29 protein-coding genes and 1 tRNA gene are annotated in these 22163 nt (G+C 68.9%); 20 read left to right on the forward strand and 10 right to left on the reverse strand.

The genetic code is table 11. The features are described from left to right. Window positions 1-117 precede the first annotated feature (117 nt). The 4 genes from FB475_RS16910 to FB475_RS16925 all read right to left on the reverse strand — a co-directional run bounded on the left by FB475_RS16910 (window position 118) and on the right by FB475_RS16925 (window position 2626). Entirely contained in the window at window positions 118-771 is a 654-nt protein-coding gene (locus FB475_RS16910) for a hypothetical protein (RefSeq protein ID WP_141857098.1), read from the reverse strand. Then, entirely contained in the window at window positions 765-1343 is a 579-nt protein-coding gene (locus FB475_RS16915) for a hypothetical protein (protein WP_141857100.1), read from the reverse strand. The genes FB475_RS16910 and FB475_RS16915 overlap by 7 nt, the downstream gene beginning before the upstream one ends. Continuing rightward, window positions 1340-1930 carry a hypothetical protein gene (locus FB475_RS16920; protein ID WP_141857102.1) on the reverse strand — a complete coding sequence of 197 codons (591 nt, stop codon included), beginning with the start codon at window positions 1928-1930 and terminating at the stop codon, window positions 1340-1342. The genes FB475_RS16915 and FB475_RS16920 overlap by 4 nt, the downstream gene beginning before the upstream one ends. A gap of 141 nt (window positions 1931-2071) precedes the next feature. Further along, a complete protein-coding gene (locus tag FB475_RS16925) occupies window positions 2072-2626 on the reverse strand; it encodes a hypothetical protein (protein WP_141857104.1) in 555 nt (184 codons plus the stop codon). Window positions 2627-2706: 80 nt separating this feature from the next. Between FB475_RS16925 and FB475_RS16930 the strand changes: the two genes are divergently transcribed. Then, window positions 2707-2779: transfer RNA gene (locus FB475_RS16930), tRNA-Arg, on the forward strand. Window positions 2780-2936: 157 nt separating this feature from the next. Further along, complete coding sequence (locus FB475_RS16935; protein ID WP_141857105.1) at window positions 2937-3488, forward strand: dihydrofolate reductase family protein; 552 nt, start codon at window positions 2937-2939, stop codon at window positions 3486-3488. A gap of 43 nt (window positions 3489-3531) precedes the next feature. On the opposite strand, the gene FB475_RS16940 is transcribed toward FB475_RS16935, so the two are convergent. Next, entirely contained in the window at window positions 3532-4383 is an 852-nt protein-coding gene (locus tag FB475_RS16940; RefSeq protein WP_141857107.1) for a hypothetical protein, read from the reverse strand. A 242-nt stretch (window positions 4384-4625) separates the two neighbouring features. Between FB475_RS16940 and FB475_RS16945 the strand changes: the two genes are divergently transcribed. Continuing rightward, on the forward strand, window positions 4626-5996 hold the full coding sequence (locus FB475_RS16945) for a serine hydrolase domain-containing protein (protein ID WP_272952069.1): 1371 nt from the start codon (window positions 4626-4628) through the stop codon (window positions 5994-5996). 377 nt (window positions 5997-6373) lie between these two features. Here the strand turns inward: FB475_RS16945 and FB475_RS16950 are convergent, their stop codons facing one another. After that, complete coding sequence (locus FB475_RS16950; RefSeq protein WP_141857111.1) at window positions 6374-6808, reverse strand: VOC family protein; 435 nt, start codon at window positions 6806-6808, stop codon at window positions 6374-6376. Between the two features lie 83 nt (window positions 6809-6891). On the opposite strand from FB475_RS16950, the gene FB475_RS16955 reads away from it, so the two are divergent. The 9 genes from FB475_RS16955 to FB475_RS16995 all read left to right on the forward strand — a co-directional run bounded on the left by FB475_RS16955 (window position 6892) and on the right by FB475_RS16995 (window position 12292). Next, on the forward strand, window positions 6892-7644 hold the full coding sequence (locus FB475_RS16955; protein WP_202878353.1) for a phosphotransferase enzyme family protein: 753 nt from the start codon (window positions 6892-6894) through the stop codon (window positions 7642-7644). 15 nt (window positions 7645-7659) lie between these two features. Beyond that, the gene (locus FB475_RS16960) at window positions 7660-8511 is read left to right on the forward strand and encodes an alpha/beta fold hydrolase (protein WP_185759278.1); all 852 of its coding nucleotides are present in this window, start codon (window positions 7660-7662) and stop codon (window positions 8509-8511) included. Window positions 8512-8666: 155 nt separating this feature from the next. Next, a complete protein-coding gene (locus FB475_RS16965) occupies window positions 8667-9008 on the forward strand; it encodes a hypothetical protein (RefSeq protein WP_202878354.1) in 342 nt (113 codons plus the stop codon). A 66-nt stretch (window positions 9009-9074) separates the two neighbouring features. Further along, window positions 9075-9536, forward strand: coding sequence for a thioredoxin (gene trxA / locus FB475_RS16970; RefSeq protein ID WP_141857119.1), 462 nt, complete (start codon window positions 9075-9077; stop codon window positions 9534-9536). 114 nt (window positions 9537-9650) lie between these two features. Further along, on the forward strand, window positions 9651-10082 hold the full coding sequence (locus FB475_RS16975; protein ID WP_141857121.1) for an Hsp20/alpha crystallin family protein: 432 nt from the start codon (window positions 9651-9653) through the stop codon (window positions 10080-10082). Window positions 10083-10300: 218 nt separating this feature from the next. After that, window positions 10301-10765: a hypothetical protein gene (locus FB475_RS16980; protein WP_141857123.1), complete on the forward strand. Its 465-nt coding sequence runs from the start codon at window positions 10301-10303 to the stop codon at window positions 10763-10765. Beyond that, window positions 10762-11277 (forward strand): Hsp20/alpha crystallin family protein, encoded by a 516-nt coding sequence (locus FB475_RS16985; RefSeq protein WP_185759279.1) that lies wholly within the window; start codon window positions 10762-10764, stop codon window positions 11275-11277. The genes FB475_RS16980 and FB475_RS16985 overlap by 4 nt, the downstream gene beginning before the upstream one ends. A gap of 91 nt (window positions 11278-11368) precedes the next feature. Then, window positions 11369-11875, forward strand: a complete 507-nt coding sequence (locus FB475_RS16990) for an AAA family ATPase (protein ID WP_141857125.1) — start codon at window positions 11369-11371, stop codon at window positions 11873-11875. Window positions 11876-11917: 42 nt separating this feature from the next. Further along, entirely contained in the window at window positions 11918-12292 is a 375-nt protein-coding gene (locus tag FB475_RS16995; protein WP_141857127.1) for a hypothetical protein, read from the forward strand. Window positions 12293-12295: 3 nt separating this feature from the next. On the opposite strand, the gene FB475_RS17000 is transcribed toward FB475_RS16995, so the two are convergent. Further along, a complete protein-coding gene (locus FB475_RS17000) occupies window positions 12296-13225 on the reverse strand; it encodes a phosphotransferase (protein ID WP_141857129.1) in 930 nt (309 codons plus the stop codon). 18 nt (window positions 13226-13243) lie between these two features. Here FB475_RS17000 and FB475_RS17005 point away from each other — a divergent pair, with 18 nt between their 5' ends. Then, the gene (locus FB475_RS17005; RefSeq protein WP_141857131.1) at window positions 13244-14086 is read left to right on the forward strand and encodes a DUF72 domain-containing protein; all 843 of its coding nucleotides are present in this window, start codon (window positions 13244-13246) and stop codon (window positions 14084-14086) included. 19 nt (window positions 14087-14105) lie between these two features. After that, window positions 14106-14555: a hypothetical protein gene (locus tag FB475_RS17010; RefSeq protein WP_141857133.1), complete on the forward strand. Its 450-nt coding sequence runs from the start codon at window positions 14106-14108 to the stop codon at window positions 14553-14555. A gap of 110 nt (window positions 14556-14665) precedes the next feature. Here the strand turns inward: FB475_RS17010 and FB475_RS17015 are convergent, their stop codons facing one another. Further along, window positions 14666-15151, reverse strand: coding sequence for a methylated-DNA--[protein]-cysteine S-methyltransferase (locus FB475_RS17015; RefSeq protein ID WP_141857135.1), 486 nt, complete (start codon window positions 15149-15151; stop codon window positions 14666-14668). A 37-nt stretch (window positions 15152-15188) separates the two neighbouring features. Next, entirely contained in the window at window positions 15189-16022 is an 834-nt protein-coding gene (locus FB475_RS17020) for a carbon-nitrogen hydrolase family protein (RefSeq protein ID WP_141857137.1), read from the reverse strand. 383 nt (window positions 16023-16405) lie between these two features. On the opposite strand from FB475_RS17020, the gene fgd reads away from it, so the two are divergent. From fgd to FB475_RS17035, 3 genes are all read left to right on the forward strand, one after another. Further along, window positions 16406-17410, forward strand: a complete 1005-nt coding sequence (gene fgd, locus FB475_RS17025; protein WP_141857139.1) for a glucose-6-phosphate dehydrogenase (coenzyme-F420) — start codon at window positions 16406-16408, stop codon at window positions 17408-17410. A 10-nt stretch (window positions 17411-17420) separates the two neighbouring features. Then, a complete protein-coding gene (locus FB475_RS17030) occupies window positions 17421-17996 on the forward strand; it encodes a GNAT family N-acetyltransferase (protein WP_141857141.1) in 576 nt (191 codons plus the stop codon). Between the two features lie 116 nt (window positions 17997-18112). After that, window positions 18113-18988, forward strand: coding sequence for an NAD-dependent epimerase/dehydratase family protein (locus tag FB475_RS17035; RefSeq protein ID WP_141857143.1), 876 nt, complete (start codon window positions 18113-18115; stop codon window positions 18986-18988). Window positions 18989-19151: 163 nt separating this feature from the next. On the opposite strand, the gene FB475_RS17040 is transcribed toward FB475_RS17035, so the two are convergent. Further along, window positions 19152-19913 (reverse strand): IclR family transcriptional regulator, encoded by a 762-nt coding sequence (locus tag FB475_RS17040; RefSeq protein WP_141857144.1) that lies wholly within the window; start codon window positions 19911-19913, stop codon window positions 19152-19154. A gap of 136 nt (window positions 19914-20049) precedes the next feature. Here FB475_RS17040 and FB475_RS17045 point away from each other — a divergent pair, with 136 nt between their 5' ends. From FB475_RS17045 to FB475_RS38115, 3 genes are read left to right on the forward strand one after another with little or no spacing between them, the layout of a single operon-like run. Next, on the forward strand, window positions 20050-21207 hold the full coding sequence (locus FB475_RS17045; protein ID WP_238332190.1) for a DUF6986 family protein: 1158 nt from the start codon (window positions 20050-20052) through the stop codon (window positions 21205-21207). A gap of 9 nt (window positions 21208-21216) precedes the next feature. Further along, complete coding sequence (locus FB475_RS17050) at window positions 21217-21456, forward strand: thiamine-binding protein (protein WP_141857148.1); 240 nt, start codon at window positions 21217-21219, stop codon at window positions 21454-21456. Then, the gene (locus FB475_RS38115; protein WP_141857150.1) at window positions 21449-22123 is read left to right on the forward strand and encodes a helix-turn-helix domain-containing protein; all 675 of its coding nucleotides are present in this window, start codon (window positions 21449-21451) and stop codon (window positions 22121-22123) included. Before FB475_RS17050 ends, FB475_RS38115 begins: the two co-directional genes overlap by 8 nt. The last annotated feature ends 40 nt before the right edge of the window (window positions 22124-22163 follow it).

Genomic DNA, 22163 nt, shown 5'->3' on the forward strand with positions numbered 1-22163 from the left:
CCTAGAACGTGAACCCGGTCACAAAGTTTTCGCGACAATCGCTTTCCGGTGCCGCTTGTGAAAATGAGAACGGCCCGCGCTGTTAGCGCGGGCCGTTCCAGGAGATTTTGCGGTGCGTCAGCTGGTCTGCCGCCAGATGTCGTTCACGACCCGCTGGATGTCCGGCGCCTCGATCGGCTGGCCGTAGACCATGACGCCGACCAGCCACCACTGGCCACCGCTCTGGAACGCGCGCGTCATCGTGATCGTGTAGGGCTTGGAGAGCGACAACCAGGTACGGGCGTCCTTCGCGGTCGCCGGTGGGGTCGTTCGGTAGATCTTCGTCCACTGCCGGTCGAACGCCGGCCGGTCGGCCAGGCACTTCGCCAACGACGCGCACGGGTGCAGCGCGAACTGCGCCTTGAACGAGTTGCGCGCACCGTCCGGGGCGTACTCGGCCGACGTCACGACCTTGCGCAGTACCAGCTGCGACGACTCCCCGAGGAAGCTCACCTGCGGCGGCCGCGGCCAGCCGAACGCGAACGGGAGCTCCGCGTTCGCCACCACCTGTACGTCGGCACCGGCCGGGTAGGTCGCGCCGAAGACACCGGCCGAACCGTCCGGGCGCTTGTACGGCGCGGTCGTCACGCGGTCGATCGCCGGACTCAGTACGGTCGGCGGGTACGGCTCCGGGCTGACAGCCGGGGTCGCGGCGGCCTCGGTCGGGTGGTCCTTCACGGCGCCGCCGATCGCCGTACCGACCGAGTACGCGATCGTGAAGACGATCAGCACGACGACGGCGACGACGGCGTACGCCCAGGGGCCGATCTTGCGGCGGTACTGCCGCGCGATCTCGAGCTTGGACAGCGGCTCCTCGGCGGCCTCGTGCCCCGGGGCGGGGTCGGGTTCGGGGCGGTCGGGTGGTCGACGTACGACGGGATGCTCTGCTCCGGCTGGGGCGCGGCTCCGGGAAGCGTCGGCGCGACAGCGCCGAACCGGCTGAGCTGGTCGCGGACCGCGCGCAGCGAGTCCTCGTCGTTGCCGAGGATGCCGTCCAGCGGGTCGATCAGCCGTTCGGCGCCGGTCTCGCCGGGGATCAGCTGGGTGATCGCGTACGGGCGTCCGGAGCTGAAGTTGGCCGCCCACAGCGGGGTCTGCTGCCGGCCCGGGCTCAGCGCAGCCTCCCGGCTGGCGCCGGCGAGCCGGTCGACGACGGTCTGGTTCCGGGCGCCGTCATCGCTCAGGATCAGCGCGACGACCTCCATCCCGGTGAACGACCGGCCGTGCCACAACTCCGCGAGCGGGTGCTGCAAAATCCGCTGGTCCAGCTGGTAGCCGGGGATCTCCGGCGTGCCGTTGTTCACTTGCTCTCCCAGATCGCGCGGTCGGCCAGCGCGAGCGCCGCCTGCTGCGCGATGTCCCCGTCGATCGGGTTGGCCGTGTAGTCCACCAGTACGACGATGTCGGCGTGCTGGACGACCGCGTGTACGTTCCACGACTCGCCGGCCAGACCGCCCTCGGTCCGTTCGACCTTGGTCGGGTACGGGCGGCCCTCGTCGTACCCCTTGACCGGGGAGCGGGTGAACGTCCGGTGCGCGACCTGCTCCGGCGTGAACGGCGGGTTGCCCGCGCCGGCGTCCTGCCCGCCGTACGCCGTGACCGTCACCTTCACGCTCGCAGATGTGTACGCGCGGACCTTCGCGCGCGAGCTGCCCGCCTGGCAGGTGATCGTCGTCGTACCGCCCTGGGTCATCGTCACCGGCCCACCCGATGCCTTGGGCAACAGCTTCGACACGTCCCCGATCCGGGCGCAGAGATCACCCGGCAGTTCGCGCGCGGGCACCAGGTCGGCCTTGGTCACCGGCTCGCCGACCGCGAACCCGACCCCGCCGCCCACCAGCGCAGCCACGCCGCACCCGATCGCCGTACCCCGCACCAGCCGACTAGCCATGCCCGCGACCCTAGCCACGCGGAGGTCCTCCCTCGCCGCTCGACCACCCCGCGTTAGACGAACGTCACCCAACTCCCGTTCCGAGAACATGTGCTGGGGTCTGGGAACAGGTAATGGCTTGTTCCCAGACCCCAGGAGGTGTCAGCTGAGCAGGGTCTGGACCGAACCGCCGGACTCGGTGAGCTTGGCACCGAGGCCCTTCAGCGCGTCCCCGACCGTGGCGAGGATCCCGGACAGGTCCTGCAGGTTGCCGGCCAGGCTCTCGATCTCGGACGCGACCGCGCCGACCTGCCCGCTGCCGTCGTTCAGCCTCTTCGCCGCGGCGTCGCCGATCCCGGGGATCTTGTCCAGCTCACCCGCGAGCCCCGCCAGCATCCCGGCCGCGTCGTGCAGCCGGTCCTTGGCCGCGTTCATCGTCCCGGCACTCCCGGTCAGCGCCTTCCGCGCACCACCCTCACCGTCCTCACCGACGAGCGCCCCGGCCGCCTTCGCCGCCTGCTCCCCGGCCTCCGCGAGCCCGGACCCGATCGTCTTCAACAGCTCCGGCAACTTCCCGATGAACCCGACCGCGTCCTCCGGCAACCCGCGCACCAGATTCAGCACCTTCTGGAAGTCGTCCGAGTTCTCCATCACGAACCCGACCGCCTTCTTCACATCCCCCAGCTCCCGCCCACCGAGCAAGTCCTCAATACCCATCCGCGGATCGTAAACGCCCCTCCCCAACCCCGATTGGCAAACATCCGCCCCCTCCATGTATCGTTACTCGACGTTGTCCAGCGCTCGTAGCTCAACGGATAGAGCATCTGACTACGGATCAGAAGGTTGGGGGTTCGAATCCCTCCGAGCGCGCTTCGTGAAAGCCCAGGATCAGCCCGGCTGACCTGGGCTTTTGCATGTCCGGAGCTGGAGATTCCTGGGAGTTGTGTCGAATCTTGTGTCGGCCGCTCGACGTTCAGGCAGGTGGCGCCGGCTGGTGCCCAGGGGCTTGAGAGCGCAGGAGGTTGAAGTGTCTACATCCATCCTTGACATGTCGATGTCACTCGACGGGTACATTGCTGATCCCGACGACTTCCTCGGTGGGGAGAATGGCGAGCTGCTCCACGAGTGGTTCGCTGCCGGCGGGCCGGCCGGAGAATTCGAGGCCGAGTGGAACGCCGCCGGTGCCGTCCTCGCGGGGCGGCGGACTGCCGAGCTCATGGATCACTGGGGTGGGGACCACAACGGGGCCCCGATCTTCGTGCCCAGTCACCGTCCGCCCGGCCCAGCCGCTCGGTGGAACTACCCGTTGGTGACCTACGTGACCGACGGAATCGAAAGCGCCATGGCACAGGCGAAGGCCGCCGCCGGGGACCGGGATGTCCAGGTGCGCGGCGGGTACGTCGCGCAGCGTGCCATCGAAGCAGGGGTGCTCGACGAGGTCCAGATCCATCACATCCCGGTACTGCTCGGTGCCGGCCGCCGGCTCTTCGACGTACTGCCCTCGCTCGTCACCCTGGACATCATCCGCGTGATCGACACCCCGGAGGCGACCCATATCCGCTACCGCGTCCGCCGCTGACCGGCACGACCCACCTGCTATCACGACGGCCGAGCGCGCCACGTCAGGATGCTGACCTGGGCTTTTGTGTTTGCAGGGCGGCTGTCAGGTAGCCGCGGGGGATGTTGGCGCGGGTTCGGAGTTCGGTCGGGTCGGCGTGCGGGATGAGGCGGCGCCAGGAGATGAGGCGGTGTACGTCGACGAGCGGTTCGGCGGCGTACAGGTCTTGGCGGAGTACGGCGGGGTCGGCGCCCAGGTGGTTGCTCCACGGTGCGAGGTAGGCGGCGTACAGCTCCTCGCGGTGGTTGTCGGACAGCGGGCGGCGGGTCCAGTCCACCACCGAGTCGAGGAAGCCGTGCAGGGTGACGAACGGGTGCGCCCGGAGCGTGTTGCCGAAGTCGAAGAAGCGCGGGCGGAGTACGCCGGTTGAGCGATCGGCGAAGATGTTCGCCGGGTAGACGTCGTTGAACTCCAGGTCGAGCGGAACAGTCCCGCTGCGATCCGCAGTACGCCGATCAAGCGCGTCGGCCGCCACCTCGGCCCTCGCCACCACCTCCGGCCCGATCCGCAACGGATGCTCTGCCGGCAACTCCGCCCACTCGCGGACCACCTCACGCACCCGGTCCCCGGCCGTGTCCGGCGCGAGCTCGATCACGCCCGGCGCAACCTTCCCGAGTACGGCACACTGCAACCGCGCCAACGCCCGTACGACAACGAGCCGCGTCGCCTGATCCGCAACCTCCGCGTGCGAGAGCGTCGTACCGCAGTCCTCGGTCAGCAACCAGCCCCGCCGACGATCAACCGCGATCGGCACCACAACGTCATCCGGCACCAACCGAGCCAGCTCCGCCACCAGCCCGGCCTCGAACTGATGCCCCGGATTGTTCTCCTTGAACCAGACCAACCCGCCATCCACCGGATAACACCGAACCACCGACCAGAACCGAGCCCGATAAGTCACCCCCGCCCCCACAACCCGCCGCCCCACCTCACCCAACCGCCGCTCGACCCACTCATCCACCCCCTGCTCCCACTCCACCGACGTCCACCACCGAACCCACCGCCCTGCAGCATCGGGCCCCAACGGCCGCGGCGTCATCAGCATCCGGCGAGATTAATGCGCGGCGGGGACAGTGCGGCTCTTGTTAGCGTGCGGGGGTGGAATTGTTGCCGCGGGGTGGGGCGTTGGGGGCCGTTGACGGGTTGCTGGATCGTCTGCGGGAGCAGGGGGTTGAGTGTCATTCGTTGATGGTGGTGCATCGCGGGAAGGTTGCTGCTGAGGGGTGGTGGGCGCCTTACTCGGCGGAGCGTGTGCATCTGCTGTATTCGTTGACGAAGTCGTTCACTTCGATCGCGGTCGGGATTGCCATCGGCGACGGGCTCTTGTCGCTGGAGGATCGGCTGGTCGACGTGTTGCCGGAGCACGTGCCGGCGGACGTGTCGGAGCAGGGACGGCGGATCACGGTTCATCACCTGTTGTCGATGACCGTCGGGCATGAGGAGGACAGTCTCGAGGAGGCCTGGCGGTTGGAGCCGGCGGATCTCGTGAAGGGGTTCCTGCGGGTGCCGTTCGTGCACCCGGAGGGGACGCGGCACGTGTACGACAACGCGACCACCTTCATCTTGGCGCGGATGGTCGAGCGGGTCACCGGGCAGGACTTGCCGGAGTACCTCGACGAGCGGCTGTTCACGCCGATGGGGATCGAGGATGCCGAGTGGGATCGGGTGGCGAGCGGGGCCGCGTTCGGGTTCCACGGGTTGCATCTCACGACCGAGGCGATTGCCGCGTTCGGCGAGCTGCTGCTGCGCGGCGGGCGCTGGGGTGATCAGCAGCTCGTACCGCGCGAGTGGGTCGAGCTCGCGACGACGAAGTACGTCGATACGCTGCCGCTCCCGAACTGGACGGAGAACCAGGACTTCCAGTCCGGGTACGGCTATCAGTTCTGGATCTCGCGCCACGGGTACTTCGGCCACGGCTCGTACGGGCAGTACTGCGTCGTCGTACCGTCGCACGAGCTCGTCGTCGCGATCACCGGCGCGATCGGACCGGAAGCCGTGCTGCCCGGTCTGATCTGGGACTGCCTGTTGCCGGCGCTGGACTCTGGAGGCGCCGACGACGCGCTTGCCGATCGGCTCCGGAACCTCTCGCTCGCGACGATCGAGGGTACGGCGGGACGCTCCGCCGAGGCGAAGATCGACGACACGTCGGAGGTGCTGCCCAGCGGAACCACGGTCACGCTCGACGCCGTCGATGGCGGCTGGACGCTCCGACTCGGACCACTGACGGTCGACGTCGGCCACCGCGCATGGCGCGAGAGCTCACCCCTCGGCCGGCCGATCGTCGCGATGGGCGGGTGGCAGGGCGATACGTACGTCGCGGACGTCTACGTCATCACCACTCCACATCGGGTCCGCCTCACGATCACCGGCGGAACAGCCACCGCGACCTGGAACGTCATACCACTGACCGGCCCTGACTTGCTCAAGCACGTCCGGGCGCCGCTGATGACCCGCCCCGACGTCTCATGACAAGTTCGAACGTACGACCCCAGTCCGCTGGCGCCGTGCCGCGAAGCTGACGAGCCATGTCGGCGGCCGCCCGCAAAGGGTCCGCTTCGGAGCTGGTGAGGTGCAGCAGCAGTTGGCCTGCTGGTCGACGGAGAGAACGGCCGGCCTTCGTAGTCCGCCGACCACGGCTCGAGCGGGCGCGTGAAAACGCCGGTGTAGTCGCGGAAGTCGACCCATGAGATCCGCCGACCGTCCGGGGACGCGACGATGTGCGGCGCGATTACCCCACAGCCGGCCTCGCCGCACGAGCAGCGGTACACGGCCACGCGCCGCCCGCGATCGTCGGGAACCCGCGGCGAACCCTCGCCGAGGATGTGGGCCGGCTCGCCGTGCGCCGTCTAGTCCAGGCAGAAGTCGTTGCCTTCGACATCGTTCATCCAGATGCAGGACTCGTTGACCTCGTCGGCCTCCTGGAGGAGTACTTCGACGGCGCCGAGCGGGAGCAGGCGGTCGCGTTCGGCGGTCAGGGCGGCGAGACGTTCCGCACCTGTGAGGCCGGTGCCGACGCGGACGTCGAGGTGCACGCGGTTCTTCACCACCTTGCCTTCGGGTACGCGCTGGAAGAACAGCCGCGGACCGATCCCGTTCGGATCGACGCACGCGAACCAGCTGCCGCGTTCCTCCTCCGGCTGCGCGCGCTCGTACTCCTCCCACGACGTGAACCCACCGGGCGGCGGCGGTACGACGTACCCGAGGACCTCGCACCAGAACCGGGCGACGCGCTCCGGATCCGCGCAGTCGAACGTGACCTGAAACTGCCTGACCGTTGTCACCGGACCACGGTAAAGGTGCCCGAGGCTACGGTCCACCGTAAATCCGTGTCGTCCACCGCGTCCGGGACGAGATGATGACGCGCGTGGACGACGAGGAGGTGCTGACCGGCGGCAACGTCGCGGACGTCGTCGTACGGATCGGATCGACGGTACGGAAACCGGCGATGGCGCACACGGCCGGAGTTGAGGCCGTACTCGAGCACCTGAAGGATTTCGAGGCCTCGCCGCAGACCCTCGGCCGCGATGAGCAGGGCCGGCACGTCCTCGAGTACATCCCCGGCACGCTGGCGGACACGTTGCCGCCGCTCACCATTGACGAACTGCACCGCATCGGCCGGCTGATCCGCGAACTGCACGACGCGATGGAGACCTTCGAGCCACCACCCGACGCCGAGTGGCACCCCGCCGTACCCGACCCGGCCGGCGGCGACCTGATCCTGCACGGCGACCTCGCGCCGTGGAACCTGGTCCGCACCGGCGACCGCTGGGTCTTCATCGACTGGGACAACTGCGGCCCGTCCACCCGCCTGTGGGACCTCGGGTACGCCGCCCAAACCCTCGTACCGCTACTACCGTGGGGCGACGTGACCGTGGACGCCCCACGCCTGCGCGCGTTCGCCGACGGCTACGACCTGACCCGCGACCAACGCGTCGCCTTCCCAGCCCAGATCGCCGCCCGCACCCGCGGCTCGTACGACCTCCTCCTCCGAGGCCACCAAACCGGCGAACAACCCTGGGCCAAACTCTACGAGGAAGGCCACGCCAACTTCTGGCGCCCAGCCGCCGCCTACACCACCCACCACCACGACGATTGGCTCGAGGCATTGATCTCATAGCGTCAGACTGCGGTGGTGGACATTGTGGTCAACGGGATTCGGCATTGGGTGCGGGTCGTCGGCGAGCTGGGGGCGGCGACACCGCTGGTCGTAGTCCATGGAGGGCCGGGCGGGTTCGTCTACGACTTCGAGCGGTTGACCGGGCCGGCGTTGGAGCGGCTCGGGCCGGTTGTGTACTACGAGCAGCGGGGGTCGGGCCGGAGCGATTCGCCGTACGACGGGAAGTACTCGATCGAGCTGCTCGTCGATGATCTGGAACAGTTGCGGCGCGAGCTCCGGATCGAGCGGATGGTGTTGCTCGGGATCTCGTTCGGAGGTGATCTCGCGGCGGAATTCGCCGTTGTGCATCCGGAGCGTGTCGACGGGCTGATCCTTCAGGGCACGGGTTTGGCCGAGCGGTCCCGTCCGTCCCCGTGGCCGTCGGGGTTCGAGGCGGTCGCTGCGGACGACGCCATGCGCACGGCGATCCGCGTCGCGGTCGAGCGGTCGGGGCCGAGTGCGGTGTGGGACGTTGTTGATCGGGAGACGACCGATCGGTTCCTGTTCCACCAGCCGGCCGTGGCGCAGCGGATCCGGGAATTGTGGGCGGAGAGCGGGCTCGTCAACACCGGCGCGATGTCGGCGGCGCTGGCCGAGGAACCGGTGCGCGCCGTATCGCTCGTCGACGAGTTGGCCGAGCTGGACCTCCCGGTACTGGTCCTGATCGGCCTCTGGGACCGCAACGCCGGCGTCGACGGCCCGCGCGATCTGGTAACTCGACTACCGCGCGCCGAACTGCACGTCTTCGAGAACAGCGCCCACTTCCCGAACGCAGAGGAGACCGACCGCTACGTCAACAAGATCGCCCGATTCCTCGCCGTACCTTAAATGAAGAGCCTGACAAACTGCCCGAGCAAGACCTCAGGCTGACCTCCGGGCATAGGCGGTCCGCCGACGGTTAGGTTGGGGTTGTGTATGTCAGGTATCAGTGTCCTTTTCCGGATCGGTGGGGGCGGCGGGTTGGGGTGTTCGGGCTGGTGAACATGCTCTCGAATCGCGGGTACCTGAGTGGTGACGAGGAGCGGTTTCGGCGTACGACGAATGCGTGGTACGACGCGACGTACATCAATCCGTCCACCGTTGACCCCTCCATCTACGCGGACAACCCGGACGCCGCCTCCTGGTTCAAGCCCACCGCGCATCACCTTTTCGAACCGATCCCCGGCTATCTCGAGATCCTCGCGGCCCACAATGTTCCCTGCCGCCGCTACACCTCCCCGTCGCCCGGCCGGGTCCTCTACGAAGACCCCCACCAACTGGTGGTCGTACCGGCCGACCAAGGAGATCCCGTCACCACCATGCTGTGGCTGCGCCCGAGGACCTGACGACCGGGCGGATCCAGTGGGTTGCAGGGGTTACGGTGCAGGGGACGGCGAGCGGAGGCGACGGCGATGAGTCACGACCAGAGCGGTGCGCGTATCACCACCTGTCCCAACTGCGGGCGTCGCAACCGCGTCCCCGCGGTCGCAGCCGGCAGACCGCAGTGCGGCAATTGCCACGCGGCGCTGCCGTGGATCGTCGATGCGGGCGACGACGACTTCGCGACGGTTGCGGAGCAGGCCACCGTCCCGGTGCTGGTCGACGTCTGGGCTCCGTGGTGCGGGCCGTGCCGCATGGTCAGCCCGGTGCTGGAGCAGTTGGCCACGGAGAAGGCCGGTGACCTCAAGCTGGTGAAGGTCAACGCCGACCTCGCTCCGGTCGTGTCCCGGCGCTTCGACGTCCAGGCGATCCCGACGCTGATTGTGCTCAACGCCGGGCAACCCGTCGCCCGGCAGGTGGGCGCCGCGCCGGCGTCGGCCCTGCGGCCCTGGCTCGACAACGCCCTCGCCAAGGTCGGCGACAGGCAGACTTGAAATTTGTCATCGGATCGACGACATTTGGGAATGTCAACGAGTCGATGACCGTTGCACAAGATAGAAGCTCCGGCAGGAGCTCGAACACCACAGTCAACGTTGGAGGTGACGACAATGATGATTCGTACTGATCCGTTCCAGGTGTTCGACCAGCTGGCCCGACAGCTCACCGGGACGGCGACCGGGACGTGGACCAGGCCGTCGGTGATGCCGATGGACGCCTACCGTTCAGGCGATGAGTTCCTGGTCGCCTTCGACCTGCCGGGTGTCGACCCGGACAGTATCGACCTGAGCGTCGAGCGCAACGTGATCACGGTCAAGGCCGAGCGCCGGTCCCCGCACGTGGACGAGGGCGGCCAGGTGCAGTTCTCCGAACGGCCCCACGGTGTGTTCACCCGAGAGCTGGTCCTCGGCGACAACCTGGACACCGAACACATCGAGGCAAGCTACGTCGACGGTGTGCTGAGGCTGCGGATCCCGGTCGCGGAGCAGGCCAAGCCTCGCAAGATCGAGATCACCGGCGGACGCCAGCAGATCAGCGCCTGACCGAGGCCGGTCCGGCTCGCCCGTCAGAGGGGATGTGAGCGGGCCGGGCCACCTCCGGCCACCCGGTCCGGCGTACCAGGCCACCGCCTCCGATCGAGGCACGCTTTCCCTCCCTGGGACGCTGCGCGCCGGACCGGCGTCGGCAACCCCTACCCTCACGCACGCACCCAGCCGTGGCGCCCGGCGGGACGCCACGGCACCATCCCGTGGAAGAGAGAATGAAGGATCTCGTACATCTGGACACAGCGGCATTTCGGCAGTCGGTCCTCAACTACGTGGCAGCTCTGGCAGGCGTCGCGGTCGTCTTCGACGCGCTGTACCTGATCACCACTCCCGGCCGGGTTCTGCTCGCCGCGGCGTACAGCCTGCCCATCCTTGCCGGAGCGCTCGGTGGCATCCTGATCGCCGCCACGGAATCCGGCTGGACCGGCGACCTGATCACGAAAGCCTGCCTCGCAACGCTCGCCGCCGGGGTGACCAACACGGCGTTCGTCCTGACGATCGGCGGCATGCTGCAAACCGGTCCGTCCGACTGGGTACGTGGCGCCGCAACGGTCCTGCTGAGCGCCGCGACCCCTGTCCTCGTCGCGCTGACCTGGTCGCTGATCACTTCACTCCCGTACGCCACCACGGCCGAGCACAACTGGAAACGTCAATGGTTGAAGGAGGTTGATGCGATATGAAGAAGCCGAGCGCACTTCCTACACTGCGTCGCAGCAGGAACCACCTCAGCGAGCCCGCCGGTACGGACAGCCGGCCGGTTCGGTGGTTGCCGTCGGAGCTGGCCGCCGATTTCGAGGACATCTGGCGGCGGATGGACCAGCTGGCACAGTCGTTCGGCACGATCGATCGCTCCGGGTGGTCGTCGTTCCCCGTCGACCTCGAGGAGACCGACGACGCGTACATCGTGGAGATCGACCTCCCCGGCGTCTCGCCCGACGACCTCACCCTGGAGTCCAGCGATCGTCGGCTGACCGTCCACGGCGAAGTCAAACACCGCGAACGCAAAGGTTTCCTACGGCAGCAGACCCGTCGCGTCGGGGAGTTCCACCACAGCATCACCCTGCCCGGCGACGTCGTCACCGACCAGATCACCGCCGACCTCAAGGACGGCGTCCTGATCATCCGGGCCCCCAAACCAGCCACGGCCAGATCCCGCCGAATCCAAATCACCACCGGCACACCGAGGACCTGACCCGCCAGAACGCGCTGTCCGGCGATGGCTGGGGTGGCGGCCATGGGTACGGTTCTCTGGTGGTTAGGCGGCTCGTCGGGGTGATCGGCTGATGCCGCTTGTCTACCTGACCGGCACCTCGGGTGTCGGGAAGACGACGGTTGGGCAGGAGCTCAGCCGCCGCGGGTTCACGGTGTACGACGTTGACGTGGACGGGCTGGCCCGGTGGTACGAGAACGCATCCGGGGCCGAGGTGCCGATGCCGGACGACCGCGACGACAGGTGGTACGCCGAGCACACGTACCGCCTGCCGCCCGAGACCGTGCGACGGCTTACCCCAGCCGTCGGCATCACCTTCATCTCGGGGACGGTGGGTAACGAGGACGAGATCTGGGACCTGTTCGACCAGGTGGTCCACCTGACGGCGGACCCGGCAACCCTCGAACGACGGCTTCGAGCGCGCGGGAGTTTCGGGTCGAGTGCGGAGGAGCGCGCGAGAGTGCTCGGCTGGCAGGCGCAGGCTGATCTGGACAACGCGAGGTATGGCGCTCGTCTTGTATCCGCTGATGCCCCGCCCGCTCAGGTCGCCGAGTGGGTTCTTGAGGTGGTTGGGGGCTGAGTCGGGGTGAAGTGACGCTGGGGATCACTTACGGTGATGCCTATGGCGTTTGCTGCGAAGGGGAGCAAGGGTGAGTCGTTCCTTGCGGTGGTGGTCGGGGGTGGGGCGGCGTTCGGGTTGATCGTGATGACCTCGCGGGCATGGAAGGCGTGCCGGGTGGATGTCACCGGGAGCGTGCCGAACGGGTTGACGCTGCTGTTCCTCGGCGTACCGATCGCGTTGATCGTCAACCTGGTCCTGTTCACCATCGTCTTCCGGTACGCCGGGAAGGCGTTCCTGTTCTCGCTGCTCGCGGCCTGTATCGCGATCGCGATCGCCGACCTCGCGCTGTTCTCCTGGCAGGGCACCCCGGCCGGTTCCCCCGGTATTTGCCCGGGCAACGTCCCGCCGTGGTGGCCGAAGATGATCCCCACCTGACGGTTACAGCAGCCGGAGAAGCGCCGCCGCCCGCTCGGGGTCGCCGAGGTGGGCGGCCGTGGGGAAGAGGCGGCTCCAGGAGCCCGCGCGGGTGAGGTGACTGAGGCGCCGGGCAAGCGACGCCGCGCGCCGCAGGTCGTGCAGCGTGTGGCCGTCCTCGGTCCACGCGTCCAGGTACGCGTCCTCGAGCCGCGCGACAACCTCGGCCCCATCCAGCGAGGCCGCCCGCTCCAGCGTGACCAGCAGGCTGAAGAACGGATGCCCCACGTTCGCATCGCCCCAGTCGAAGAACGTGTACCGCCCCTCGCCGGCCACCAGAATCTGCCCGTCATGCAGATCTGCATGATCCAGCGAATCCGGTACGCCGACCGCCGCCAACTCCTCCCACCACCCGACCAACCGCGGCCGCAGGTCCACCAACCGCGCCCGTGCCTCCGAAGTCAACGACGAGATCGCCGAGTCGAAGAGCGCGACCGGCTCCCGAGCATCAGGTACGCCGAGCCGCAGCAACTCCTCCACCCGCGGTACGACGGCCCGCTGCAGCGAGGCGTACTGCGTCAACGCCTGCTCCCACTCACCCGGACCAGGCGGCAGCGCCCGCAACAACGGCCCGCCGGACGGCAGCAGCGACCACCCGCGCGCGGCGTCAACGGCGTACGGCGTCAGCACGTGCTGGGGCGCCCAAGACGACAGCGCCGCACCCAACCCGGCCTCGAAAGCAGCCCCAGGCGCCGCCGCCTTGAACCACACCGGCTCAGCCGCCGCGACCCGCACGATCACCGACCAAGGCCGTACCCGAACCTGCCGCGGCCCGACCTCCCGTACGCCGATCCGAAGCAACTCATCATCCAGCCATCCCAGCGCCGAGGAACGCCAGGACGGGTCGTCCCAAGGGGTCCGCGCGTCCGGATACGCACCGCGGTCGATCTGCACAGGGTCAATAATCGAGGGATGAGGCACTGGCCGGACACCCAATTTCGCGTCGGGATCTCGGGCTGGCGCTATCCGCCGTGGCGCAAGGACTACTACCCCGACGGCCTCCCGCAGCGCGCCGAGCTCGAATACGCCTCGTCCCGGCTCAACTCGATCGAGATCAACGGCTCCTTCTACTCGCTGCAGCGCCCCACGTCGTACCAGCGCTGGTACGACGAAACGCCCGACGGATTCGTCTTCGCGGTCAAGGGCCCGCGCTTCGTCACGCACCTCAAACGGCTGGCCGACGTGGACGCCCCGCTGGCGAACTTCTTCGCCTCCGGTGTGTTTGCACTGGGCAACAAGCTCGGCCCGATCCTGTGGCAGCTCCCGCCCAACTTCCAGTACGACGCCGCCCGGCTCGCGGACTTCTTCGATCGGTTGCCCCGGACAACGATCGCCGCGGCCGAGCTCGCGAAGCGGCACGACGAACGGATGGAGGGCCGCGCGCTGCTGGAGGCCCGGGTCGACCAGCCGCTGCGGCACGCGCTCGAAGTACGCCACGACAGCTTCAAGACCACCGACTTCATCGCGCTGGCCCGCGAGCACGACATCGCCGTGGTCTGCGCGGACACCGCCGGCAAGTGGCCGATGTTCGGCGATGTCACCGCCGACTTCGCGTACGTGCGACTCCACGGCGCCGAGGAGCTCTACGTCAGCGGGTACGACGCCAAGGCCCTCGACCACTGGGCCCGCAAGATCCGCTCGTGGAAGACCGACACCTACGTGTACTTCGACAACGACGTCAAGGTGCGGGCCCCGTACGACGCCGAAGGGCTCGCGCGCCGCCTCGGGATCAGTTCGGCCGCCACCGAAGTGTGACGGGCTTACCGTCGGCGCTATGACACAGAACCCGGGAGAACTCGTCGACCAAGCCGTCGAGCGTTCGCTGAAGCTGGTCTCGACGTGGCCGGCGTGGGACGGCGTACCGCGCACCTCCGACGACGACCGTACGTTCACGCCGCACAAGGCGGTGCGCCGGATCGCGGACCACATGATCGATCACCTGGCGGAGGTCGAGGCGTTGCTGGCCGGCGTACCGACGCAGCCCGACGAGTGGCACGCGAGCGCGCTCACGTCGGCCGCGGACCTGGCGCCGTTCACCGTCGAGGACGTCCGCGAGGCCGAGCAGCGGCTGCGCCGGCTGGGCCGGACGTTCGTGCTGCGGTACGCCGCCCTCGACCCGGCCGAGTGGGACAAGGACCGCAGCCCGAACTGGACGCTGCGCCAGATCGCCGAACACCTCACCGAACTCGACTGGTACGCCGAACAGGTCGGCGACCTGAGCTGACGGGCGGACGCCCGCCACTCACCAACTCCTCCGCCCCGCGCGACGGCACGCTTAGCCACGCCGCCGAGCCGGCTGCGGACGGAGGTTGGTGAGTGTTGCACGTCCGCCTCTCAGAACAACCGCGCGCCGACCGGCTCCTCCAGGTCGAGGAGGAACTGCTTGCGCTGCAGTCCGCCGGCGTACCCGGTGAGCGAGCCGTTCTTCCCGATCACCCGGTGACACGGGACGACGATCGACACCGGGTTCTGCCCGACTGCTTTCCCCACAGCCTGCGCCGGTTCCCCGAGACGTTGGGCGATCTCCCCGTACGTCGTCCTCTCGCCGTACGGGATCTCCTCGAGCACCGCCCACACCCGCCGCTGGAACGCATCCCCCTCCAGCCGCACCGGCAGCTCGAAGGCGACCCGCCGCCCGTCGAAATACTCCTCCAACTGCGCGACGACGCGGGCGATCAACGGATCAGAAGCCTGCTCGCCCAACGTCTCCGCCGAAGGCTTCACCCAGTGATGCGGAAAGTAGATCCCCACGAGTTCGCCGTCCGACACCACCACCGTGAGCTCCCCGATCCGGGTGCTGACCACCGCGTGCCTGTTCATGCAGATAGAACGCGTCAGCACCCGAACCTGTGAGGGCCTACGAGTTGACGCGCTCGCGGGTGCGGCTGCGGAAGTCGCGGCCGATCGTGGTGAGTTCGTCGGTGTGCAGCTCAGCGACCGCGACCGACGGCGTACCGTCTGCCGCGCACTGCGTCAGCCACTCGCCGCGCGGGCCGGCTACCCCGGACACGAGGCCACCGTCCGGGTTGTTGCCGGTTGCGGCCAGGCTGATCCAGCACGTGTTGTTCGCGGCCGCTCCGCGGACCTGGACGTCGATGTGGTCGTTCCGGCCGGTGGCGCTGGCGTACGAGACCAGTACGAGGTCCGTCCCCAGCCGGTCGTACTCCGTGAACAGCTCCGGGAACAGCACGTCCAGCCCGAGCGCGAGCCCGATCCGGACCCCGTCGACCTCGAACGTCACCGGATGCTTGCCGGTGGAGTACATCCAGGTGACCTTCGTGGTGGAGAGCATGCGTTCGTCGTACCGGGCGACGACCTTTCCCTGGTCGGACACGACGTACATGCTGTTGTGCGGCCGGGCGTCGGGCACCTGGTGCACGGACGGGATCACGGTCCAGAGGCCGAGCTCGCGGGAGAGCGCGGCGATCTGGTCGAGTTCGGACTGCAGTGCGGTCCAGTCGGCCTTGGTCCAGTCGGACGGGCCGATCTCGTCCGGGCCGGTGGACGACATCACCCGCTTGCTCGGGAAGCAGATCGCTCCCTCGGTGAAATGCACCAGGCGGGCGCCCGCTGCCGCGGCCTCCCGCATCAGGGTGCGGACCTCGTCGCCGCTCTGCCGCAGCAGGGTGGCGTCGGTGGGGTCTTCGCGGACCGTCGACTGGGTCGTGGCGATCCGTACGAATTCCGGCATGTCTGGTTCTCCTTGGGGAGTCGGACGGAAGTGCCGGAGGGCAGCCGTGTAGGACTCGCCGGTTTTCGCGGCGCGGGCACGGACCCGCTGTTTGAAGTTCCTGTGCGCTGTCATCTGGCCTTCCACGCACTCGTACGCGATCCCCCAGCGATCCGTCCGAGGCGGCTGACCAGGACGAGCGGCCCGAGACAGGAAGTCCCTTTGCCTTCTCGCTTGCAGCGGTGTGACCGAGCTGGGGCCGGTCGACGAAGGTGCGGCGCGGGCCGCGCCGGAGCAACATCTTCGCCGAGCCCCACAGCGGGAGTCAAACAACGACGCGGCATAAAGTCGGACCTGGACGCGGTTGTTTCCGGAGTACGCGCAGACGACGTTTGGAGCACAGGGTGAGCATTCGGGTCGGATACAAGGCGTCGGCCGAGCAGTTCGGGCCGCGAGACCTGGTGGAGTACTCCGTTCGGGCCGAGCAGCTGGGACTCGACAGCGTGACCGTGTCGGACCACTTCCTGCCGTGGCGGCACGAGGGCGGGCACGCGCCGTTCGCCCTGGCCTGGATGGCGGCGGTGGGCGAGCGGACCGAGCGGGTGCAGCTGGGTACGTCGGTACTGACACCGACGTTCCGCTACAACCCGGCGGTGATCGCGCAGGCGTTCGCCACGATGGGCGTGCTCTACCCGGGGCGGGTGATGCTCGGCGTCGGCACCGGCGAGGCACTGAACGAGATCGCCGTCTCCGGGCGTGAGTGGCCCGAGTTCAAGGAGCGGTTCGCCCGCCTGCGGGAGGCCGTACAGCTGATCCGCGACCTGTGGACGAAGGACGGCGTCAGCTCCGAGGGTCCGTACTACAAGACCGTCGACGCGTTCATCTACGACCGCCCCGAGACCCCGCTGAAGGTGTACGTCGCCGCGGGCGGGCCGCTCGTCGCGCGGTACGCCGGACGCGCCGGTGACGGGTTCATCGCGACGTCGGGCAAGGGCATGGAGCTGTACACCGAGCAGCTGATCCCGGCCGTCAAGGAAGGCGCCGAGAAGGCCGGGAAGACGTTCGAGGACGTCGACCGGATGCTCGAGGTGAAGATCTCCTACGACCGCGACCCGGAGCTGGCGCTGGAGAACACCCGGTTCTGGGCGCCGCTGTCGCTGACCGCGGAGCAGAAGCACAGCGTCACCAGCGCGACCGAGATGGAGCGGCTCGCCGACGAGCTGCCGATCGAGCAGGTCGCGAAGCGGTGGATCGTCGCGTCGGACCCGGAGGAGGCGCTCAAGCAGCTCCAGCCGTACGCGGACGCCGGCTTCAACCACTTCGTCGTTCACGGTCCGGGGAACGACCAGGAGCGGTTCCTGACCCAGTTCACCGAGGACGTTCTTCCGTTGCTGCGCAAACTGGGCTGACAATCGCCTGGTGGGTGACTACGAGATCGTCCAGGAAGGCGACCCGCGGTGCGCCGAGCTCGAAGCAGCCGGGTACCGCGTGGTCGCCGAGTCCTGGGCGGTCCGGTTGTACGACCCTGACCGCGACCTGCTGGAGTCGGCGGTACGACGGGCTACCGCCGGCGGGCTGACCGTCCGTGAGCTCGGGCCGGAGTCCGCGTCCGCGCTGCACGAGCTCGAGACGACCAACCAGCCGGACTACCCGGACACGCCGGCGACGCGCCGCGAGGTCGGCGATCTCGCGAAGGTCCGGGAGCTGTGGTCGGAGCACCGCGTCTTCGGCGCCTTCGACGGCAATCGCCTGGTCGGTGCGACGGTGATCCGCGAACACGAAGGCCACGGCGACACCGCCTTCACCTCGGTGCTGGCGCCGTACCGCCGCCGCGGCGTCGGCCAGGCGGTCAAGGCCGCCTCCATCCTCGCCTTCCTCGACATCGGCATCACCCGCTTCAGCACCGGCGGAGCCGCCACCAACCAGGCCAGCCTGCAAGCCAACCGGTCCCTCGGCTACACCCTCACCGAACGCTGGCGCACCTACGCCCCCTGACCGCGTCCGCTCACTGTCCGGGAGCCCCCGGGGCGGCGCGCGGCGTGCGGCGGTGTCCGGTGGAGATGCTGTGTAGCGTCGCTCCGGACCGGTTTCGAGCCATCTGGAGGGTCGGCATGAGCACAGTCCTGGTCACAGGTGCGTCGGGCATCGCGGGACGGGAGGTCTCCCGCGGGCTCGCCGCGGCGGGGCATCAGGTACGCCGCGCGGACGTTGCCCCCGCACCGGACCCGGCGGACGCGGGGATCGGTGAGTTCGTGCGGTGCGACACCCGGACGCCGACCGACGTACTGGACGCCGTGGACGGGTGCGACGCAGTGGTACACCTCGCGGCCTGGCACAACGCGCACCGGCCGGGCGTCAGCGACGCGACGATCTTCGCGGTCAACGTCGACGGCACATTCAACGTGCTTCAGGCGTGCCGGGCGGCCGGTGTCCAGAGCGTCGTCTTCGCGTCCTCGATGGCCTACGGCTGGGGCAGCGTGTACAGCGTCACCAAGGTGCTCGGCGAGGACCTGATGAAGATGTACCACGAGGTCACCGGGGCGTCGGTCGCACTGTTGCGCTACCACGGCTTCGTGCCCGAGCCGTACCTGCGCTGGGGCGAGCGGCTGCTGCGCAACGGTGTCGACGTACGGGATGTCGCCACCGCGACGGTGGCCGCGACCGAGGCCGCGCTCGGGCGGCGCTTCGACGTGTTCCGCACCATCGTGCACAGCGACCACGGGATGCCGGAGGACGTCCGGGCCGACTTCGCTACGCGAGGTGCGGAGTGGGCGGAGACGCGGCTGCCGGGCGCCGTGGCCCTGATCGAGCGTCACTCCCTCGAGCTGCCGCAGAGCGTGGAGCAGCACGATCTCAGCGAAGCGGCGGAGCTGCTCGGCTGGCGTCCGGAGCACGACTTCGTCGAGTTCCTTGCCGATCTCCAGCGCCGCGATGCGGCGGGTGAGGACGTCGGCTCACTCTGGGCGCCGGGCCGGATCCCGGCCTGAGCCGCTCCTCCGACGACCCGGCCGCGGTCCGCAGGGGTCCGTGAGCGTGAACGCCTGGCCGACGTGTGACACGTGCCCAGGGCAGCCCTGCGCACTTCGCGCCCGACGTGCGGCGCGCGTCGAAGGGCCGACCGAGGGCCGGCTCAGCCGGCGATCGGGTAGCTCAGCGCAGATCCGTCGACAGCGCCTTCGCGGCCTGGGTGAGCAGCGGGACGGCACGGTCGACGAGATCCTCCGTCATCCGGCCCGCCGGGCCGGAGATGGAGATCGCGAGCGGGGACGGCGCGTCGGGGACGGCGACCGCGACGCAGCGGACGCCTACCTCCTGCTCGCCTTCGTCGGTCGCGAACCCGTCGGCGGCGGCCTGCTGGAGTTGAGCGGTGAAGGCGTCGGGCGTGGTGATCGTGTTGCCGGTGTGCTGCGGCATGCCGGTGCGGCGCAGCAGGTCGCGGACCTCGGCGTCGGGGAACTGGGCCAGGATCGCCTTGCCGACCGCGGTGCAGTGCGGGAGGACCCGGCGGCCGACCTCGGTGAACATCCGCATCGAGTGCCGGGACGGCACTTGCGCGAGGTAGACGATCTGGTCGCCGTCGAGCATCGCCATGTTCGCGGACTCGCCGAGCTCGTCGACGAGGCGCGCCAGGTGCGGCCGGGCGAACACACTGAGCATGTGCGACGAACTCTCACCGAGCCGGATCAGCTTCGGACCGAGCACGTACTGCCGGGACGGCTCCTGCCGCAGGTACCCGAGGTCGACGAGCGTGCGGACCAGCCGGTGGATCGTCGGCAGCGGCAGCCCGGACTCGGCGGCCAGCTGGGACAACCCCATCATGCCGCCGGCGTCGGCCATCGTCTCGAGCAGGCCGAACGCGCGCTCGATCGACTGCACACTGCCGGTGCGGCCCTTGCCGTTCGCGTCCGTCATACCCTCCACCTTCCCGGACCCCGTTCCGGACCCTTTCCGGATCACGGAAGTTTAGCGCCAGATCCTGGAACCCCGAATGCTTGTGTCTTCCACAAGGTAGATATTAGTCTCCACAATACGGAAAAGGAGGCCGCACGTGGATGACCTGGTGACCGAGCTCGACCGTCGGCTGGCAGCGGCCGACGCAGCCCTGACCGCCGACTACCGCGGAGACCGCGGCGTCCGGCAACCCGTCCACACCGTCTACGTGCCGGCCGACCGCTATGCCGAGAACACGGTCGCGGACTGGGGTGCGCAGGCGCTGAAGTCGCTCGACGAGCATCCGGAGTTCGCCAAAGAGCTCGACCTCCCGGACGACGTGTACGACCGCGTTCGCGGCAAGCTCGAGCGCGAGCCGATCGAGGATCTCCGGATCGACTTCGAGGACGGGTACGGCAACCGCCCGGACGACGAGGAGGACGCGGCCGCGATCGCCGCCGCGCAGGTCGCCCAACAGACGCCGTACTACGGTCTGCGGATCAAGTCGCTGGAGGCGCCGACCAGGCGACGCGGCGTACGGACCCTCGACCTCTTCCTCCAGCATCTGGGCACGACCGGCGACGGGTTCGTCATCACGCTGCCGAAGGTGACGTCGGTCGAGCAGGTGTCGGCGATGGTCCACGTACTCGAGACCCTGGAGCAGCGGCACGGGTTACCAGAGCTGAAGTTCGAGATCCAGGTCGAGACCCCGCAGGCGATCCTCGGCGCGGACGGTACGGCGCTGATCGCCCGGATGATCAAGGCCGGCGGCGCGCGGGTCACCGGGCTGCACTACGGCACGTACGACTACTCCGCGTCGCTCGGCGTGGCCGCGGCGTACCAGAGCATGGAGCATCCGGTCGCGGATCACGCCAAGGACATCATGCAGCTCGCCGCGGCCGGTACCGGCGTGTTCGTATCCGATGGGTCGACCAACGTTCTCCCGGTCGGCGACGCGATCCACGACGCCTGGGCGCTGCATTTCCGGCTGGTACGGCGTTCGCTCGCGCGCGGCATCTACCAGGGCTGGGACATGCACCCGGCGCAGCTCCCGACCCGGTTCGCGGCGACGTACCTGTTCTACCGGGAAGGTCTCGACCAGGCCGCGCTTCGGCTGCGCGCGTACCTCGGCCACGGGGAGTCCGGGTACCTCGACGAGCCGGCGACGGCCGTCGCGCTGGCCGGTTTCGTGCTGCGTGGCATCGAGTGCGGCGCGATCGACACCGCCGAGTTCGACACCACCGAGCTTGCCCGGCTCGCGCGCCGGGCGGTCTAGCCTCGCAGTATGCGACTTGTTGCGGAGTTCACCACCGAGCCCTTCGATGTGGAGGGCTCGCCGCCCGCACACGCGACCGAGGCGCTGCGGGTGGCCGAGGCGGCCGGCCTCGACTGCGAGTTCGGCCCGCTCGGTACGCAGGTCAGCGGCGAGCAGCACATCCTGCTGCCCGCCCTCCCGAAGGTGCTCGAGGCCGCGTTCGCCGGCGGCGCGAGCCAGATAACCCTCCAGGTACGCCGCGATGCCTGACCAACACCCCCTCGTCCAAGCGATCACCCCCCTCATCGAACGCCTGAACGCCGAACTCATCCCCCCAGCCGACGCCCAGGCCAACGACGTCCCCCTCCACTGGGACGGCCAGCCCGTAATCGCCATCCGCCTACCCCAACCCCCCGCCCCCACCACCACCCCAGCCACCTCCACCGCCGCCCCGGCCACTCCCGCCTCCACCTCCGCCGCCGCTGGTGCCGCCACCGTCCCCGCCCCCACGTCCACCGCCCCCACGTCCACCGCCCCCACGTCCACCGCCCCCACGTCCACCGCCCCCACGTCCACCGCCCCCACGTCCACCGCCCCCACGTCCACCGCCCCCACGTCCACCGCCCCCACGTCCACCGCCCCCACGTCCACCGCCCCCACCGACGCGGCCCCGGCTGCTCCCGCCTCCACCGACCCCGACCCCGCCGCCGTAGGCGGCGCGCCTGCGGCTGGCGCAGGTGTGCAGAAGCTGCTGGCCGATGTTGCTGCTGAGCTCGGGGGTCCGTTGCGTGAGTTGTCGCGGCACGACAAGCAGCGGGCGGTGTTGTTGTTGGAGGCGCGGGGTGCGTTCGAGTATCGGAAGTCGGCGGAGATCGTGGCCGAGGCGCTCGGTGTCACGCGCTTCACCGTCTACAACTATCTGAACCGCGCCCGCTGAAATTCAACAAACTGTTGACGACAAGCCCGACGAGTGTCAC

Source organism: Kribbella jejuensis (assembly GCF_006715085.1).
Lineage (GTDB): Bacteria > Actinomycetota > Actinomycetes > Propionibacteriales > Kribbellaceae > Kribbella > Kribbella jejuensis.